Origin of the sequence: Bifidobacterium sp. B4111, from assembly GCF_026537235.1 — a bacterium.
In the GTDB taxonomy this organism is placed as follows: Bacteria; Actinomycetota; Actinomycetes; order Actinomycetales; family Bifidobacteriaceae; genus Bombiscardovia.
Genome location: NZ_JAFNMO010000001.1, coordinates 412656 through 427454, shown reverse-complemented (window position 1 = coordinate 427454; position 14799 = coordinate 412656). Strand labels below are relative to the sequence as shown.

Genomic DNA, 14799 nt, shown 5'->3' with positions numbered 1-14799 from the left:
GTGTTTGAGCCTAATCTGCGGTAATATCAGTCATTGACCGTTGGGCTTCCCCCAAATCAAGCAATGGGAGGCCCCCGAAAGAAGGATGTTCTATGGCATACAACAAGTCTGATCTCGTTTCGAAGATCGCGCAGAAGTCCAACCTGACCAAGGCTCAGGCGGAAGCTGCTGTCAACGCCTTCCAGGATGTCTTCGTCGAGGCCATGAAGTCCGGTGAGGGTCTGAAGCTGACCGGTCTGTTCTCGGCCGAGCGTGTCAAGCGCGCCGCCCGCACCGGCCGCAACCCCCGCACCGGTGAGACCATCAAGATTCCGGCCAGCTACGGCGTGCGTATCTCCGCAGGCTCGCTGCTGAAGAAGGCCGTCACCAACAAGAAGTGAAACCAGCCTTTCTGCAAGGGCCCCGGCATCCATCCACGGATGCTGGGGCCCTTCTTGGTTAGAGAAGACCTAATGGAAGTCCCGCGGTGCAAACTGGGCTTCTAGGCACGAGGTTCTGCGGCATTCTTGAGAAAGTCCATCAAGGAGTGGTATCGGGGTGGGCCCAGATGATCGAAGGGGTTAGGCAGGGCAACCTCTACTCGGTGAGAGCCGCCTAGGACCAGGTTGCTCCAGTCGCATGACCAGCTGCGTGTTCCCCGGTCTGCGGCACGGACGAAGTCGCCACGCAGACGGGCCCGGGTATCCTCCGGAGGTTGATCCATGGCGCGACGTATCTCCGAGTCGTCGACCGGCGAGCGCATGAGCCCATGCCTGATCAGGCCAGGGAAGGATCTTCCGGCGCTCAGATCGTGATAGTCCAGATCCAGGGCCTCGGCCAGATCCCGTCCGGCCTCTCGTCGACTCAGGCCCTGGATCAACCGCAACTTGGCGGCCCAATCCACCCAGTCAGCCAGATCCTGCCAACGCCCCGCGTCCAGCGCATCCAGGGCAACCCTCCAAAGTCGCAGGGCCTGCAGAGCCTGGGGTCGATCGATGCCTATATCCTCCTGCTGGTCAACCAAATCCTTGCAGGCCGACCAATAGGCCTCTTGCAGACCCAGGGCGCTGATACTGCCAGTTTTCGTGGAAGCCTGCAGTTCCAGAGTGACCCGGCCGGTCCGATCCCGACTGACGGCTCGGACGGCTGCACGGGGATCAGCCAGGGCCCAGTCCGCCAGGTCTGGTCGTCGGCCTTGACGGCAGGCTTGCTCGATCAGGTTCAGAACCACGTGAGTGCTGGCCATCTTGAACCAAGTGACCAACGGCGAACGGTTGGTATCCCCTACGATCACATGCAGACGCCGCCATCGTTCGGGATCGGCCAGAGGCTCGTCACGGGTGTTGACCATGGGACGGGCACGGGTGGTGGCCGAGGAAACCGCCTCATCCAGAAAGTCGGCCCGCTGGCTGATCTGGAAGCCATCTGGGTCCAGACGACCCGCCCCGGTGATCAGCTGTCGGGTGACCAGAAAGGGGACCAGGCAGGCTCCGATCATGTCCAAGGGGACTCCCCGATCCAGCAGGTAGTTCTCATGGCAACCGAAGGCATGATCCCGGGCATCCACATTGTTGGCAAAGACATGCACCTTCACGGGCCTGCCCAGATCCTCCGTCAGGCGTTTCCCAGCGCGCTCCGCAAGGTCGGTCATGATCCGCTCCCCGGCCAGCACCTGTTTCAGTGCCGTCAGCGGATCGCGGGCCTCCGCCGTGGCATACTCCGGGTGGGAGCCCACATCCAGGTAAAGCCGAGCGCCATTGGGCAGATAGATGTTGGTTGACCCGTGCTTCTCGATCAGAGGACGGAACATGGCCATGGCCACCCTGCCAGCGGCGTAGGGGCCACTGGCGCCGGTCAGACTCAGTCCATACTCGGTCTCGATGCCGAATATTCTGCGAAAGTCCGAGTCAGTCCCATGCCCATCCGTCATGGATCACTGGCCGCCCTTCTGGACGAAGCCCTGCACATACTCCTTGGCATTGGTCTCCAGGGTGGTCTCGATATCATCCAAGACGGCATCAAGATCGGACTGAGCCGTCTGACCCTGTTCAACGTGCCCCGGTCTGCGGCAAATCCTCTTCCTGTTCCTGCTGCTGCCCGGCTGCCATATGCCGTCCCTGCTGGGATGCCTCAGCCATGGTCGCTCTCCTTCCCTGCCCGAATCAGCGTCCGCTCAGATAGGTGTTCAAATCCTCGGCGATGAGCCCGTTGGTGGCTACCACGTCGTTGCTGCCCTCCCAGCGCACGTGTCCGCCGTCCCAGCGCCAAAGGGTGCCCTTGGCCTCCCGGACCACGACAGCCGCTGCAGAGACAGCGGGGATGTCCCAGGAGTGCAGGGCCGGTTCGAAGTAGGCGTCGTAGCTGCCGTCCGCCACCCGACACAGGTCCAGCGAGACCGGACCAACACGCTTGATGTCGGCAGGCTTGCCGGCCATGCGTGAAACGATCTGCAGGACCTTTTCGGACTCGTTGGGGAAGTAGGACATACCGAAGCTGATCACTGACCCATTCAGGGTGGTCATCGTGGAGGGGATGATCTTCTCCCGCTTGTCGCCCACAATAGTCCGTCGGATCCTGATGGCGCCCTGACCCTTGGCAGCCAGATAGGTCAGGCCCAGGACCGGTGCATGCACGATGCCCAGGACCGGTGAAGCGTGACCCTTCTCGTCCACGGCGAAGAGGGAGATGGTCAGTGTCCATTCGGCCATGTTGCGCACATAGTTGACCGGACCGTCGATGTGGCCCAGGCACCAGTAACGACCGCCTGGACGGCGGTTGCCGGCCTCCTCCTCCCAGAAGCCGTCCATGGGGTCCAGGGCGGCGATCTTGGTCCGGCAGTATCGGATCAGACGCGTGTCAATGCTCGGCGAAAACTGGGTGCCTTGGCCGATGGCTGAGGTGGAGCGGGGATCGTGGGGGTTGATCTGGTCCTGGAGGGCATGACGACCGGCCTCCACAGCAATGGTGGCGGCCTGCATGGCCAAATCGCGCAATTCCATACTTCTCTTCTCTTTCAAACGGGTGGCCGAGGCATTGCCGACCGTGATCCACCGGTGGTCGTCCTGTCGGATATCGGACTATTTTCTGCGCTACCTGCAGTATATGTCGCGGCCATCCCGGTAGGAAGACCGTGTGTGACTCAGCGGATCGGACAGATCCACCACCCTGGTCCTAGGCTCTCCCTCCGGGCCCTGGCCCTCAAGAATGACACGACTCCAGGAGACAGCCCTGACCGCATCAGGGCAGCGATGTAGCAGCCGGGAACGGTACCAGGCGCGAGTCTGCTCCGGCCCCTGGTCCATGGCTATGGTGATCTGATCGGGATCGGCCAGTTGCAGGGCGGATCCTCTCAGTCGCCAAGGCAGGTCACGGCCGGGATCCACCCGTGCCCAGGCCAAATCCAGGGCCGCCAGACGGGGATCCAACCAGTCGGATATGGAACGACGACGACGCAGACGCTCCAGGAGCTGCCATTTGAGCAGCCATTCCAACCTGCCTGCCTGGTCGTGCATAGCCAAACGGGCCTCCTCGTCGCCCGAACGCACTGCGGCCAGATCTTCGAGCACCTGATCCCAGAGGCTCAGAACCCGATCATCGGCACATCCAGGCCTGTTGACATCCCGTCTGGTCTGGCGGGCCGCATCCAGCAATGCTCTTTGGATGGTCAGCGCATCGGCGAACCCTCCGTTTGCCAGGGCCAGCGGCTTGGTCAGGGTGACATCTCGCGAAACCGTGTGCAGGGCCGACACCGGATCATCCAGCGTCCAGCGATCCAACAGCTCATCGACTTGACTGGTCGAACCACCCTCGGACTCCAAGAGGCCCAGCAGCAGATCGGTCGTTCCCAGCTTGAGGACCAGGGGCGCATCCAGCCGGTTGGCATCGCCCACAATCACATGGAGGCGGCGACTGCCCGGCCCGGCATGTGACTCGTCCCGGGTATTGATGATCGGCCGCCCGAAGGTGGTCTGCAGTCCAATGCGGCTGGTCAGATAGTCGGCGCGCTGGCTGAGCTGGAAGCCAGACTCTTCGCTCCTGGGCCCCAGACCCACCCTGCCCGAGCCGGTGTAGATCTGCCGGGTGACGAAATGAATGGTCATCAGAGCCGCCACCCTGGCGAAGGGCACCGCCCTATCCATCAGATAGTTTTCATGGGATCCCCAGGCGGCACCCTTGCCGTCTACGTTGTTCTTGTAGAGAGTCAGACCTCCGGCTCTTTTTGCGGCCTGGGCCATCATCCGATCACCCGCACGGTCCTGGACCAACGCATCGAAGGCATTCACTGTTTCCGCCGAGGCATACTCCGGGTGGGCATGATCCACGTAAATGCGAGCGCCATTGGGAGCTGCCACATCAATCAGCCGGGCGCCGGGCGCGTCAGTGAGCATGCTCGGAGCGGCGGCGGAACGCGGCAGCCGACCTCCCCTGGCATCATTGACCGGATCCTCTTGCCCATAGTCCCAGCGGATATGCGCCAAGGCCGGCTGGGCGGCGGCCCTTACCAGACGCAGGGCCAGGGTACGTGGATCGGCGCCGAGATCCTGGGGGTCGGCTATGGCGTACTCCGTCTCGGTACCCATGACCCGCTCGGCATTCATGATCGCTCCCCTGGCCCGTCAACTGGGCGAACCTCCTGAACCTGCCCTGGGCGCAGTCCTGCCAGATCGGCCCAGCGGTCCGGATCCTGCCCACTGAGCTCCTCCAGCGTGTCCTCATACTGCCCACGGACCGCCCTTGCGCAGAACCCGCGGTCAAGACCCACCTGCCGACCCTGTTCGATGGAGGCCTTGATCGCCATGGTCTTGACCCGATCAACCAGGTTATGCAGCATGGCGCCGGAGACCACTGACTCTAGGTAGAGGGGCTGCCAGCGGCCCCTGGCATCCATGATTCTGCCCAGCAGGTGGTCATCATCCCGAGCGAAGAGTCCGTCGACCAGCACCTGGATCAGCTCCTCCGGCCCACCATCATCCTCCATGGGCATATCGGAGCCCAGATATTTGCCCAGAATGGCGGCTGACCTGGTTCTGTCGGGCCGATCGATGCGGATCTTGACATCCAGCCGTCCAGGGCGCAGAACCGCCGGGTCGATCATGTCAATGCGGTTGGAGGCGCCGATGACCATGACCTGGTCCAGGGATTCGACACCGTCCAGCTCGGTCAGGAACTGGGGGACGATGGTGGTCTCCACATCCGACGAGATACCAGAACCTCGGGTTCGCAACAGGGCATCCATCTCGTCGATGAAGACCACCACCGGTCCACCCTGGCCTGCCAGGTTGCGGGCCCGGGCGAAGAGGCGGCGAATCAGCCGTTCGGACTCGCCCACGAACTTGTTGAGCACCTCAGGACCCTTAACTGACAGGAAGACCCCATGACCGTCGCTCTCCTGGGCCAGGGCACGGGCCAGAGCCTTGGCGATCATGGTCTTGCCATTGCCGGGCGGACCGTAGAGCAGGACACCCTTGGGGGCCTGAAGCCCATAACGACGCATGAGATCAGCATGCTGGAAGGGCAGCTGGACCGCATCCCGGATCCGCTCGATCTGCCTGTCCAGGCCGCCTATATCAGAGAAGTCCACGTCAGGAGTCTCCTCCAGGAGCATGTCGGCCTGATCCGACTCAGGCAGCACAGCCAGGGCCATCGAACAGCTTTCGTCCATGAGCAAGGCGCTGCCCGCCTCGATGGGCTGGTCCTGTAGAGAGCCCGCACGCGCGGCTACGCGGGTCTGACCGGAGGGGTCTTCCACCAACAGGGCACCGGATTCCAAGGTCTCCCGCAGCGTGCGGACCTGCCCGGTCACCGGCTGATCGCCCACACGCACCACCACCATATCGGCGTTGAGCAGAACCTCCTGGCCGGCCCGGATCCGCTCGGCGTGGATATCAGGCGCCAGGGGGACGACCATCCGTCTGGAACCGTTCAGGATCAGCAGACGGGCCTGCTGCACCCCCTGGCTGTCATAGGCTACGGAATCCACGCCCAAGGCCAGGGCGACGGTCAAGGGCGGTTGGCCCAGCTGGGCCAACTGGCTCTTGGCCTTGGACAGTTCCTTGGCAGCCCTGGTCAGCGCAGCAGCCAAGGCCCGGTTGCGCCGTTCCCCGTCCTGGTCCTGGTCATTGGCATCGTCAGCTTGCTCAACATCATCGGACTGCATGACTACCCTCTTCCCTCCATCGTTCGCCCCTGGAATCCCCGCACGGCTTGGACAGCCAGCCGGGAAGGGACTCAGCTGCAGTGGGCCCCGTCTTCCAAACGAGCTCCACGGGCCCAGTCCATGGCCTTCATGGCGCGTTTGCCGGCAGCCTTGACCATCTGCAGCTCCAGGGGCAGGGTCTTGGTGCCCACCCAGAAGTGATGACGGTCCCTGGCCAGCCGACCCGGCTCCAGGTGCCCCGGAAGACCGGGCTCATCCCCTCGGGCCGGTGCCGCCCTGAGCACGGTCAGTCCTGTCTGCTCGTCCTGCGGATCGTCGCCCCGCCGGTACAGACACCAGGCTCCCGGTTCCGGGCTGCAGGCGCGAACCTGCCGATCCAGAGCAAAGACGGGCACATCGAAACGCATGTGGGCATCCTGATGGGTGATTTTGGCGGCCACCTGATAGGCGCCCCGCATCTGCTCCTTGGGTTGAATCCGACCCTCCGCAAGGGCCTCAAGACTGGCAGCCAGCAGGTGGGATCCGTCCTCAGCCAGGCGATCCAGCAGCTCGCCCGAGGTCTCGTGCGACCCGATCTCCACCGTAGACTGTGCCAGGATAGGGCCTTCATCCATGCCAGCCGTGAGCCGGAAGACCGTGGCGCCAGTGATGGTATCCCCGGCCCAGATGGCCCGCTGTACTGGGGCTGCTCCACGCCACTGCGGCAGCAGGGAAAAGTGTAGGTTGTACCAGCCCCCCTCAAAGGCGTCCAGGACCGGCTGGCGCAGGATCCGTCCGTAGGCCACGACAGCCGCACAGTTGGCACCCGTATCCTTCAGCCGCGCCGGAAAACCCGGATCGGACGGGTTGTCCTCAAGAACGGGAATCCCCAGCTTGATGGCCTCAGCCTTGACCGGACTGGGCTGCAGATGCCTTCCACGCCCCTGGGGTGCGTCGGGTCTGGTGAGCACGGCGGCAACCCGGAAATGCTCCTGGTCGGCCGCCAGCAATCTCAGAGACGGCAAGGCGACCTGGGGTGTGCCCGCAAACAGCAATGTCATGACCATATCGTCTATCTCCTTTTCATCTGACGGCTTCGGAACTCTGCACGTTCACTGCACCTGAGGAATGTTCACCTCTGCTTCAATCAAGGCAGTGCGCAGCCCGTAGGGGTCGCTGAATCGCAGACTGCGGATGCCGGCCTTGTTGGCACCAACTACATTCATACCCTTGTCATCCACGAAGAGGGTCCTGTCAGCCTGGATTCTGAACTGGTCCAGGGCGTACCGGTAGATGGCCGGGTTGGGCTTGCGCATGTGAATGGGCCCGGAGACCACCACCCCGTCCAGCCTATGCAGGAAGGAGTCTCCGTCCCAGGCGTGATGGAAGAGTTCGGCACCCCAGTTGGTCAGCCCCCAGACACTCAGGCCTGCCGCCTTGAGATCCTCCACCAGCATACGTGCCCCTGGTACAGGTCCGGTCAGTGAATCGACGAAATGATCACAGTAGTAGGCGAACATGGCATCCCAAGGGGCCCCGCAGTTGGCGGCCACCCAGTCACGGGCCTGGGCGCAGGTGGCTCCGCCATCCATCATGTTGTTGGCCCGGTAGAAACCGGAACGGCTGTCGTCCAGCATGGCTTCGATGCTCTTGCGCCCGTACCTGGCCACCATGGCCATCTCGGGTTGCCAACGAATCAAGACGTTGCCGAAGTCGAAGATGACCTGCTCGATGGGCTGACCCTGGGCCTGAGCCGCCGCCTGCTCGGCCTGGATCACATCTTCCTCAACCCGAATCTCGCCCGGCCATCCCTTCATGCCTCTCCGCCTTTCCTGAATTCGTTCATTCGCGCCTCTGCCTGCGCCCCCTCATGAAACCACGCCGCATAGACCCTGTAGAGATTCGCCTGGGGCGACAATCAGGTCAGATCCTTGGGATCCATCCGGAAGCGCAACTCCCCTCGCCCGCGACCGGCCACGTACCTGGCTTGAGCCTGCTTGAGATCGTCAGCCAGCTTATCCCTGGAACTGGTGGGTACCCGAACCAGGGCTTGGACCCTATCCTGAGTTCCCTCCAGGTAGCCGGCTTTCAGCGTGGAAGGCGCCGGTATGGGCACAGGGCCAAGCAGGGCAGGGACCGGCTCAGGACCGGCATCTGTCATAGCCTCCTGCTCCGGCGTAATCCCAACGGCATCCAGCATCCAAGTGACGGCCTCCCTTTCGCCCCATATCGCAGCCATGCCGACCGCAGGGGGCATGGCAGTCAACCGACGGTCCGCCAGATCGGCGGCGGCCAACACCGGCCCCTGCCAGGTCATCAGCGCCTGGGCCAGCTGGGGATCGCACTCCCCCAACAGGAGCACCTGACCTCCCTGGGCCCGGGGGCGACAAAAGGAGGCCACGCGCATCCAGGCTCCCAGGGTGTCCATACGTGCATCGACGCCAGGGGCATACAGACTGGTCCAGGCATCCAGAATGGCCACGGCCCGGTATCCTCGCGACAGCCGGGGCAGGTCCGAATCACCTGTGTCTGTATTGCTGCCTTCAACACTCGAAGCGACCACTCTAGGCTCGGCACCCGGGGTGGCGATGACCAAGCTGGGACGATCCTGTATGCGTTCGACCACCCCGCGAGGCTGGCTGGGCGAAGAGATGACAATGGGCACATTTCTGAAGAGCATGCGCAGCTCCTGGGCCGTCCCGGCGGCACCTACCCTGACCACCCGAAGCCGCGAACCCCCGCAATCCGGACAGGACCAGTCCGTAGCCGCAGCCCCGCACCAGGCGCATCGAGGCGCACCAGGCCGCCTCGCCCGCAGGGGTCCGGTGCAACGCGGGCAGCGAGCCTGATGATGGCAGCGAGCGCAACTCAGGCTTTCGAAGATGCCGTCCTGAGGGATGGACAGCAGAACCGGACCACGCTCCAAGGCTTTGTCAATAACCACGACGGCGGTATGTGGAACCCGGGCGCCCATGGTCAGGTCGGCCAGATGGCTCAGTTCCTCCCGGTTCAGCCAGCGAATCCAGGGCTGCAGGGTCGTCACCGTAGGCCGGTCAAGCGTCAAAGCGGTGCCTGGACCGGTCACACCGGAGTCCGCCTCGGTGGCCTCGGGCAGACTCTCCCAGTGGGAGCGCACGCTTCTGGCACGGGCCATGGCCAGGAATACGCCGCCGTGTGCACGCGCCCGCAACCTCAACACTCCACGGGCATTGGCATAGGGCATCATCCCATCGGCGTACTGGTAGCTGGCATCGTCCATCAGGGCGAAGAGGGCGGGCCCCTCAACCGGGGCGTACATGGCAGCCCGCAGCCCGATGGCGCAGCGGACCTGACCTGAAGCTAGGGCAAGGTAGGCCCTGTAACGCTCGGCAGGAGCCATGCCGCTGTCCAGAATGGCGAAATCGCCGGACCAGCCGTGAGCCTCCTGTTGGCCAGGACCAGCGGCAACAGAGGGGCCAAAGGGACGTAACCCAAGCTGCTGAAGGACTGCGGACAGGTGGGACACCTGGCGGCTGCCCGGCAGCACCATAACCGCCGATCGGCCGGCCAGCAGGGCCCCTATCAGCACCCTGGCAGCCAGCAGGGCGGCCTGGTCCATACCGGGCAAAATGTCGGTCAGATAGGCGGTGAACGTATCCTCTTCCAGTGACTGATCCAGTTTCTCCAGTCCCTGATAGCCCGGATCAAGCTTCTGTTTCAGATCCCTCAGCCGCTGGGCCAGCCCGGCCACCCAGGCGAGATCAGACGCCAGCCGGGGCTGACCGGGAACCAGCTGCTGCTCCTTGTCGATGCGGGCCACGCGAGGGGGCAGGGCCAGCCGCAGAATATTGGCCTCAGTACCCCCATAGGCCCTGGCGATGGCAGTGATGTCCGCGCGCAGGGAAGATGAGATCAGGCTGCGATCCAGCACCACCCGCTCCAAGAAACGCAGGGAGGCGCGGGGAACCTGGCTGTCTGCCGCGCGTTCCCAGATGATGCCGTTAACCCTGCGCGCCCCGAACCGGACGCGAACCAGACATCCCGGCTGTGCATGATCGTCCTGGTCGGCATCCACCAAATAATCGAAGGTCCCGCCCAGATGAGTGGCCTGCACATCCAGCACCACCCGTGCCACAGGGAGTTCATGAGCCGGTCGGCGCGGAGGTTTCTTTCGACTGCTGCTCGAACGACGGCGTGGGGCAAGACCATCCAGGGCGGGCTGACTAACATCCTGCGAATCCATGGCTTCTCCCCTCGCTTTCACAATTAAGAGAGCCACGGCGGATTCCCCAGTCGATGACCTGGGAATCCGCCGTGGCTCTTGATGAACAGCTACTACCTGGTCATGCCGATGGCGGCCTTGAGCTCGCCCACCTTGTCCACCTGCTCCCAGGTGAAGTCGGGATCCTCCCGGCCGAAGTGCCCGTAGGCCGCAGTCTTGGCGTAAATGGGCCTCAACAGATCCAGCTCATCAATGATGGCTGCCGGCCGCAGGTCGAAGACCTCGCGCACAGCCTCCTGAATCTGTTCCCGGGTGACTCCCTGCTCGGTGCCGTAGGTCTCCACGTTGACGCTGACCGGATCGGCCACACCAATGGCATAGGCCACCTGGACCTCGACCTTGTGTGCCAGACCAGCAGCCACAATGTTCTTGGCCACCCAACGCGCTGCGTAGGCAGCAGACCGGTCGACCTTGCTGGGATCCTTGCCGGAGAAGGCGCCGCCTCCATGATGCGCCGCCCCGCCATAGGTGTCCACAATGATCTTGCGACCGGTCAGTCCTGCGTCAGCCGCTGGGCCGCCCAAAATAAAGGAACCGGTAGGATTGACCAGCACCCGATAGCCCTGGTGTTCGACAGCCTTGCCGCAAACGCGATCCAGGACGGGCGTGATGACATGCTCCATCAACTGCTCCTGCAGCCAGTCATGCCCCACCTCGGGATCGTGCTGGGTGGAGATGAGGACCGTATCCACCCGGCGGGGGCGGTCATCCTGATCATATTCGATGGTGACTTGGGTCTTGCCGTCGGGCCGCAGGTGGGGGATGATCCCCTCCTTGCGCACCTGTGCCAGTCGGAAGGCCAGCTGGTGGGCCAGATAGATGGGCAGGGGCATGAGCGTGTCGGTCTCATCACAGGCGTACCCGAACATGACTCCCTGGTCGCCGGCCCCCTGGGACTGGTAACGCTCCTCACGGGTGGCAGCGCTCTCCTGGCTGGCCGACAGCCGTTCCACACCCTGGTTGATTTCCTTGCTCTGCTCGCTCAGCGCCACGGTCACGCCGCAGGAATCCGCGTCCAGTCCAATATCGGATGAGGTGTAGCCGATCCTGCGCAGCACCGACCTGACCTGGCACTGAATGTCCGTGTAACCTTGGGATGAAACCTCTCCGAAGACGAAGAAGAGGCCGGTGGCCGCCGAGGTCTCCACGGCCACATGCGAGTGCGGATCCTGGGCGATCAAATCGTCCAGGATGGCATCGGAAATCTGGTCGCAGACCTTGTCTGGATGGCCCTCGGTCACTGATTCAGCCGAAATCAGCCGTCGCTCTGTCATTTCATTCACCTTTGTCTAGAAACCGTCACCGTCCGAGAACCCTGCACCGAGAGTCGAAGGCTCAGTTGCCTTCGCTCAGATCATCCTCGCCCAGGGTCTCTTCAAGCAGGCCCTCGTTGATCTCACGGAAGGCGATGGACAGGGGCTTCTCCTGGTTCTGGTACTCAACCAGCGGGCCGACGTTCTGCAGCAGGCCCTCATTGAGCTGTGTAAAATAGGAATTGATCTGACGGGCCCGCTTGGCCGCGAAGATAGAGAGCGCATACTTCGAATCGGCGTGCTTCATGAGGTCGTCGATGGGAGGATTCGCAAATCCCTGCGGATGGGGCTCGGTACCGAATGCCATAAGATGTTTCTCCAATTCAACTGGATGAACCATTCATTCAATCTGAATGATTTTACCGCCCGGGCTCGATTTTAGCCTCGAATGCTTCTCTGCCGGGGAAAGCGGAACGAGAACCTCGGAAATTCCAACATGTGGTCATGTTCAAACCGTTGATGCCTGCGATCACTTGAATAAAACTATGCAGATGCGATCAGCCAAATTAATGAAGGAACGAGAGTTCGCGGGCGCCCGTGCCCTCTATCGTGCCGCTGGCGTCAAGGGTGAGGACTTCGGCAAGCCTATCGTGGCCATCGCCAACTCCTTCTCCGAATTCGTGCCCGGCCACGTCCACCTGAACAAGGTGGGGCGTCTGGTCTCCAAGGCCGTCAAGGAAGCGGGCGGCATCCCCCGCGAGTTCAATACCATCGCCGTGGACGACGGCATCGCCATGGGCCATACGGGCATGCTCTACTCTCTGCCCAGCCGTGACCTGATCGCAGACGCCGTGGAGTACTCGGTCAACGCCCACTGCGCCGATGCCCTGATCTGCATTTCCAACTGCGACAAGATCACCCCCGGCATGCTCATGGCCGCTCTGCGTCTGAACATTCCCACAGTCTTCGTCTCCGGCGGCCCCATGGAGGCCGGACGCACGGTCATGCCCGACGGAACAGTCCAGGAGAGCACAGACCTGATCGACGTCATGTACGCCTCGGCTGACGACAGCATCGACGATGCAGGTCTGCTGGCACTGGAGAAGACGGTCTGCCCCACCTGCGGGTCCTGCGCCGGCATGTTCACCGCCAACTCCATGAACTGCCTGACCGAGGCCATAGGTCTGGCCCTGCCCGGCAACGGCACCACCCTGGCCTCGCACACAGCACGGAAGATGCTCTTCGAGCGGGCCGGCAAGCTGGTCGTCGAGATTGCCAACCGGTATTACCAGGATGACGACGACTCGGTCCTGCCACGGTCCATCGCCACCAAGAAAGCCTTCGAAAACGCCATGACCATGGATGTGGCCATGGGCGGGTCTACCAACACCGTCCTGCACATCCTGGCTGCCGCGCAGTCGGCGGATGTGGACTTCACCCTGGACGACATCGAGCGCATCTCCCACACAGTCCCCTGCATCTGCAAGGCCTCTCCCTCCGGAGACTGGGAGATATCCGACGTCCACCGCGCTGGCGGCATCTGCGGCATCCTGGGTGAGCTGGACCGTGGCGGAGTGCTGCACAAGGACACGCATTCCATCGACTACCCGGATCTGGAGTCCAAGCTCAACGACTGGGACATCATGCGTCCCACCTGCCTGGACCAGGCCAAGGAGCTCTACCACGCAGCGCCCGGGCACATCACCTCCCCCGAGCCCTTCAACCAGTCCAAGGAGTGGGAGGACTTGGACACCGACCGTGTCAACGGCGCCATTCACGACCTGGATCACCCGGCCGTCTCCGAAGGCGGTCTGGCCATACTGCGCGGCAATCTGGCCCCCGATGGCTGCGTGGTCAAGACCGCTGGTGTGCCCAAGGAAATCTGGAACTTCCGCGGACCGGCCCTGGTGGTCGAATCGCAGGAACAGGCTGTGGAGGTCATTCTCAACGGCACCCTGCACAAGGGCCAAGCCCTGGTCATCCGCTACGAGGGACCCAAGGGCGGCCCCGGCATGCAGGAGATGCTCTACCCCACCTCATTCGTCAAGGGCAAGGGCATCGGCAAGGACGTGGCCCTGCTGACCGACGGCCGCTATTCCGGCGGCTCATCAGGCCTGGCCATCGGCCATATCGCGCCTGAAGCAGCCAACAAGGGCCCCATCGCCCTAATCCGCAACGGCGACATGATCCGCATCGACATCCCCAACCGGCGCGTAGATGTCGAGCTGAGCGACGAGGAACTTGAGCAGCGCCGCGCAGAGCTGGAAGCCGGCGAAGGCTATGTGGCCCACAGGGATCGCAAGGTTTCCCTGGCGCTGAAAGCCTATGCCGCTTTCGCCCGCTCTGCAGACAAGGGTGCCACCCGCGACCCTGACCTGATCAACCGACTGTCAGGCTTGGACTGATAGACTAAAATCCTCCAATCGAGCTCTCACTCGATTGGAGGATTTTTTAACTCTTCCGCAGCTGGGGCAGGCGTTCAGAGACCGTACTCTTTGGCGATTACCGCCCAGAGCGCCTGGGCGGCTTTATCCACATTGTCATTGACTATGACCTGATCGAACTGATCCTCGGAGGCCAGCTCAACTTTGGCGGTCTCCAGCCTGCGGGCTCGCTGCTCCTCATTTTCGGTTCCCCGCATGTTCAGCCTGGTAACCAGATCCTGGAATGACGGCGGAGCCAGGAAGACGTAAAACACTTCCAGGCCCAGCTCTCCCGCCCTTTGACGAACACGGTGCGCCCCTTGCAGGTCGATCTCCAAAATTGTGGGCACTCCTGCTGCCAGATGTTCAAGGACCGGCTGCAGCGGGGTGCCATAGTGGGACAAGCCGTGAACCAGGGCGGTCTCCAGAAAATCTCCGGCAGCCTCCCTGCGGGCAAACTCCTGCTCATCCATGAACCAGTAGGTAATGCCATCCTTTTCGCCCGGACGCGGCGCGCGGGTGGTGGCCGAGACGGAGACCCAAACCTCCGGGTGGACACGACGCAGAGCTGCCTCAACAGTACCCTTGCCAACAGCCGTGGGACCCGTCAACACGATCAACCGGCCGCCCGTCTTCCCCGGCCCCCCGGTCCGCTCTCCCGAAGGATCCTGACTTGACATGTCGGCACCGTTGATCGTTGACACGGCCACTTCCTTTCCTAAAAGTCACCCTCCAGCCTATCCGGAC

General features: G+C 62.9%; 12 protein-coding genes and 1 pseudogene. 2 read left to right on the top strand and 11 right to left on the bottom strand.

The window, feature by feature from the left end:
• The first annotated feature begins 92 nt into the window (after positions 1–92).
• On the top strand, positions 93–380 hold the full coding sequence (locus J3T93_RS02075; protein WP_015022121.1) for an HU family DNA-binding protein: 288 nt from the start codon (positions 93–95) through the stop codon (positions 378–380).
• 101 nt (positions 381–481) lie between these two features.
• Here the strand turns inward: J3T93_RS02075 and J3T93_RS02070 are convergent, their stop codons facing one another.
• From J3T93_RS02070 to rpoZ, 10 genes and pseudogenes are all read right to left on the bottom strand, one after another.
• Positions 482–1909, bottom strand: coding sequence for a proteasome accessory factor PafA2 family protein (locus J3T93_RS02070; RefSeq protein ID WP_267430353.1), 1428 nt, complete (start codon positions 1907–1909; stop codon positions 482–484).
• A 3-nt stretch (positions 1910–1912) separates the two neighbouring features.
• Positions 1913–2020: pseudogene (locus J3T93_RS02065) on the bottom strand (ubiquitin-like protein Pup); the annotation flags it as partial.
• Between the two features lie 121 nt (positions 2021–2141).
• Positions 2142–2978, bottom strand: a complete 837-nt coding sequence (locus tag J3T93_RS02060) for an inositol monophosphatase family protein (protein WP_024626589.1) — start codon at positions 2976–2978, stop codon at positions 2142–2144.
• A 90-nt stretch (positions 2979–3068) separates the two neighbouring features.
• Positions 3069–4577: a depupylase/deamidase Dop gene (gene dop / locus J3T93_RS02055; protein WP_267430352.1), complete on the bottom strand. Its 1509-nt coding sequence runs from the start codon at positions 4575–4577 to the stop codon at positions 3069–3071.
• Entirely contained in the window at positions 4574–6136 is a 1563-nt protein-coding gene (gene arc, locus J3T93_RS02050) for a proteasome ATPase (RefSeq protein ID WP_267430351.1), read from the bottom strand. The genes dop and arc overlap by 4 nt, the downstream gene beginning before the upstream one ends.
• 71 nt (positions 6137–6207) lie before the next feature.
• Positions 6208–7182 (bottom strand): methionyl-tRNA formyltransferase, encoded by a 975-nt coding sequence (fmt, locus tag J3T93_RS02045; protein ID WP_267430350.1) that lies wholly within the window; start codon positions 7180–7182, stop codon positions 6208–6210.
• Between the two features lie 45 nt (positions 7183–7227).
• Positions 7228–7932 carry an HAD family hydrolase gene (locus tag J3T93_RS02040; RefSeq protein WP_267430349.1) on the bottom strand — a complete coding sequence of 235 codons (705 nt, stop codon included), beginning with the start codon at positions 7930–7932 and terminating at the stop codon, positions 7228–7230.
• A 101-nt stretch (positions 7933–8033) separates the two neighbouring features.
• Positions 8034–10337 (bottom strand): primosomal protein N', encoded by a 2304-nt coding sequence (locus J3T93_RS02035; protein ID WP_267430348.1) that lies wholly within the window; start codon positions 10335–10337, stop codon positions 8034–8036.
• Between the two features lie 92 nt (positions 10338–10429).
• On the bottom strand, positions 10430–11650 hold the full coding sequence (gene metK / locus J3T93_RS02030; protein ID WP_267430347.1) for a methionine adenosyltransferase: 1221 nt from the start codon (positions 11648–11650) through the stop codon (positions 10430–10432).
• A gap of 61 nt (positions 11651–11711) precedes the next feature.
• Entirely contained in the window at positions 11712–11996 is a 285-nt protein-coding gene (gene rpoZ / locus J3T93_RS02025) for a DNA-directed RNA polymerase subunit omega (RefSeq protein WP_015022131.1), read from the bottom strand.
• 178 nt (positions 11997–12174) lie between these two features.
• On the opposite strand from rpoZ, the gene ilvD reads away from it, so the two are divergent.
• Entirely contained in the window at positions 12175–14034 is a 1860-nt protein-coding gene (gene ilvD, locus J3T93_RS02020) for a dihydroxy-acid dehydratase (protein ID WP_267430346.1), read from the top strand.
• Positions 14035–14108: 74 nt separating this feature from the next.
• Here ilvD and gmk read toward each other — a convergent pair whose 3' ends face one another.
• Entirely contained in the window at positions 14109–14732 is a 624-nt protein-coding gene (gmk, locus tag J3T93_RS02015) for a guanylate kinase (RefSeq protein ID WP_267430593.1), read from the bottom strand.
• Positions 14733–14799: the final 67 nt, after the last annotated feature.

Coding starts and splice junctions, on each gene's coding strand:
- fmt (WP_267430350.1), bottom strand. CDS start 7,182: ATGGTCATGACATTGCTGTTTGCGGGCACACCCCAGGTCGCCTTGCCG.
- rpoZ (WP_015022131.1), bottom strand. CDS start 11,996: ATGGCATTCGGTACCGAGCCCCATCCGCAGGGATTTGCGAATCCTCCC.
- arc (WP_267430351.1), bottom strand. CDS start 6,136: ATGCAGTCCGATGATGTTGAGCAAGCTGACGATGCCAATGACCAGGAC.
- J3T93_RS02075 (WP_015022121.1), top strand. CDS start 93: ATGGCATACAACAAGTCTGATCTCGTTTCGAAGATCGCGCAGAAGTCC.
- gmk (WP_267430593.1), bottom strand. CDS start 14,732: ATGTCAAGTCAGGATCCTTCGGGAGAGCGGACCGGGGGGCCGGGGAAG.
- J3T93_RS02035 (WP_267430348.1), bottom strand. CDS start 10,337: ATGGATTCGCAGGATGTTAGTCAGCCCGCCCTGGATGGTCTTGCCCCA.
- ilvD (WP_267430346.1), top strand. CDS start 12,175: ATGCAGATGCGATCAGCCAAATTAATGAAGGAACGAGAGTTCGCGGGC.
- J3T93_RS02070 (WP_267430353.1), bottom strand. CDS start 1,909: ATGACGGATGGGCATGGGACTGACTCGGACTTTCGCAGAATATTCGGC.
- dop (WP_267430352.1), bottom strand. CDS start 4,577: ATGAATGCCGAGCGGGTCATGGGTACCGAGACGGAGTACGCCATAGCC.
- metK (WP_267430347.1), bottom strand. CDS start 11,650: ATGACAGAGCGACGGCTGATTTCGGCTGAATCAGTGACCGAGGGCCAT.
- J3T93_RS02040 (WP_267430349.1), bottom strand. CDS start 7,932: ATGAAGGGATGGCCGGGCGAGATTCGGGTTGAGGAAGATGTGATCCAG.
- J3T93_RS02060 (WP_024626589.1), bottom strand. CDS start 2,978: ATGGAATTGCGCGATTTGGCCATGCAGGCCGCCACCATTGCTGTGGAG.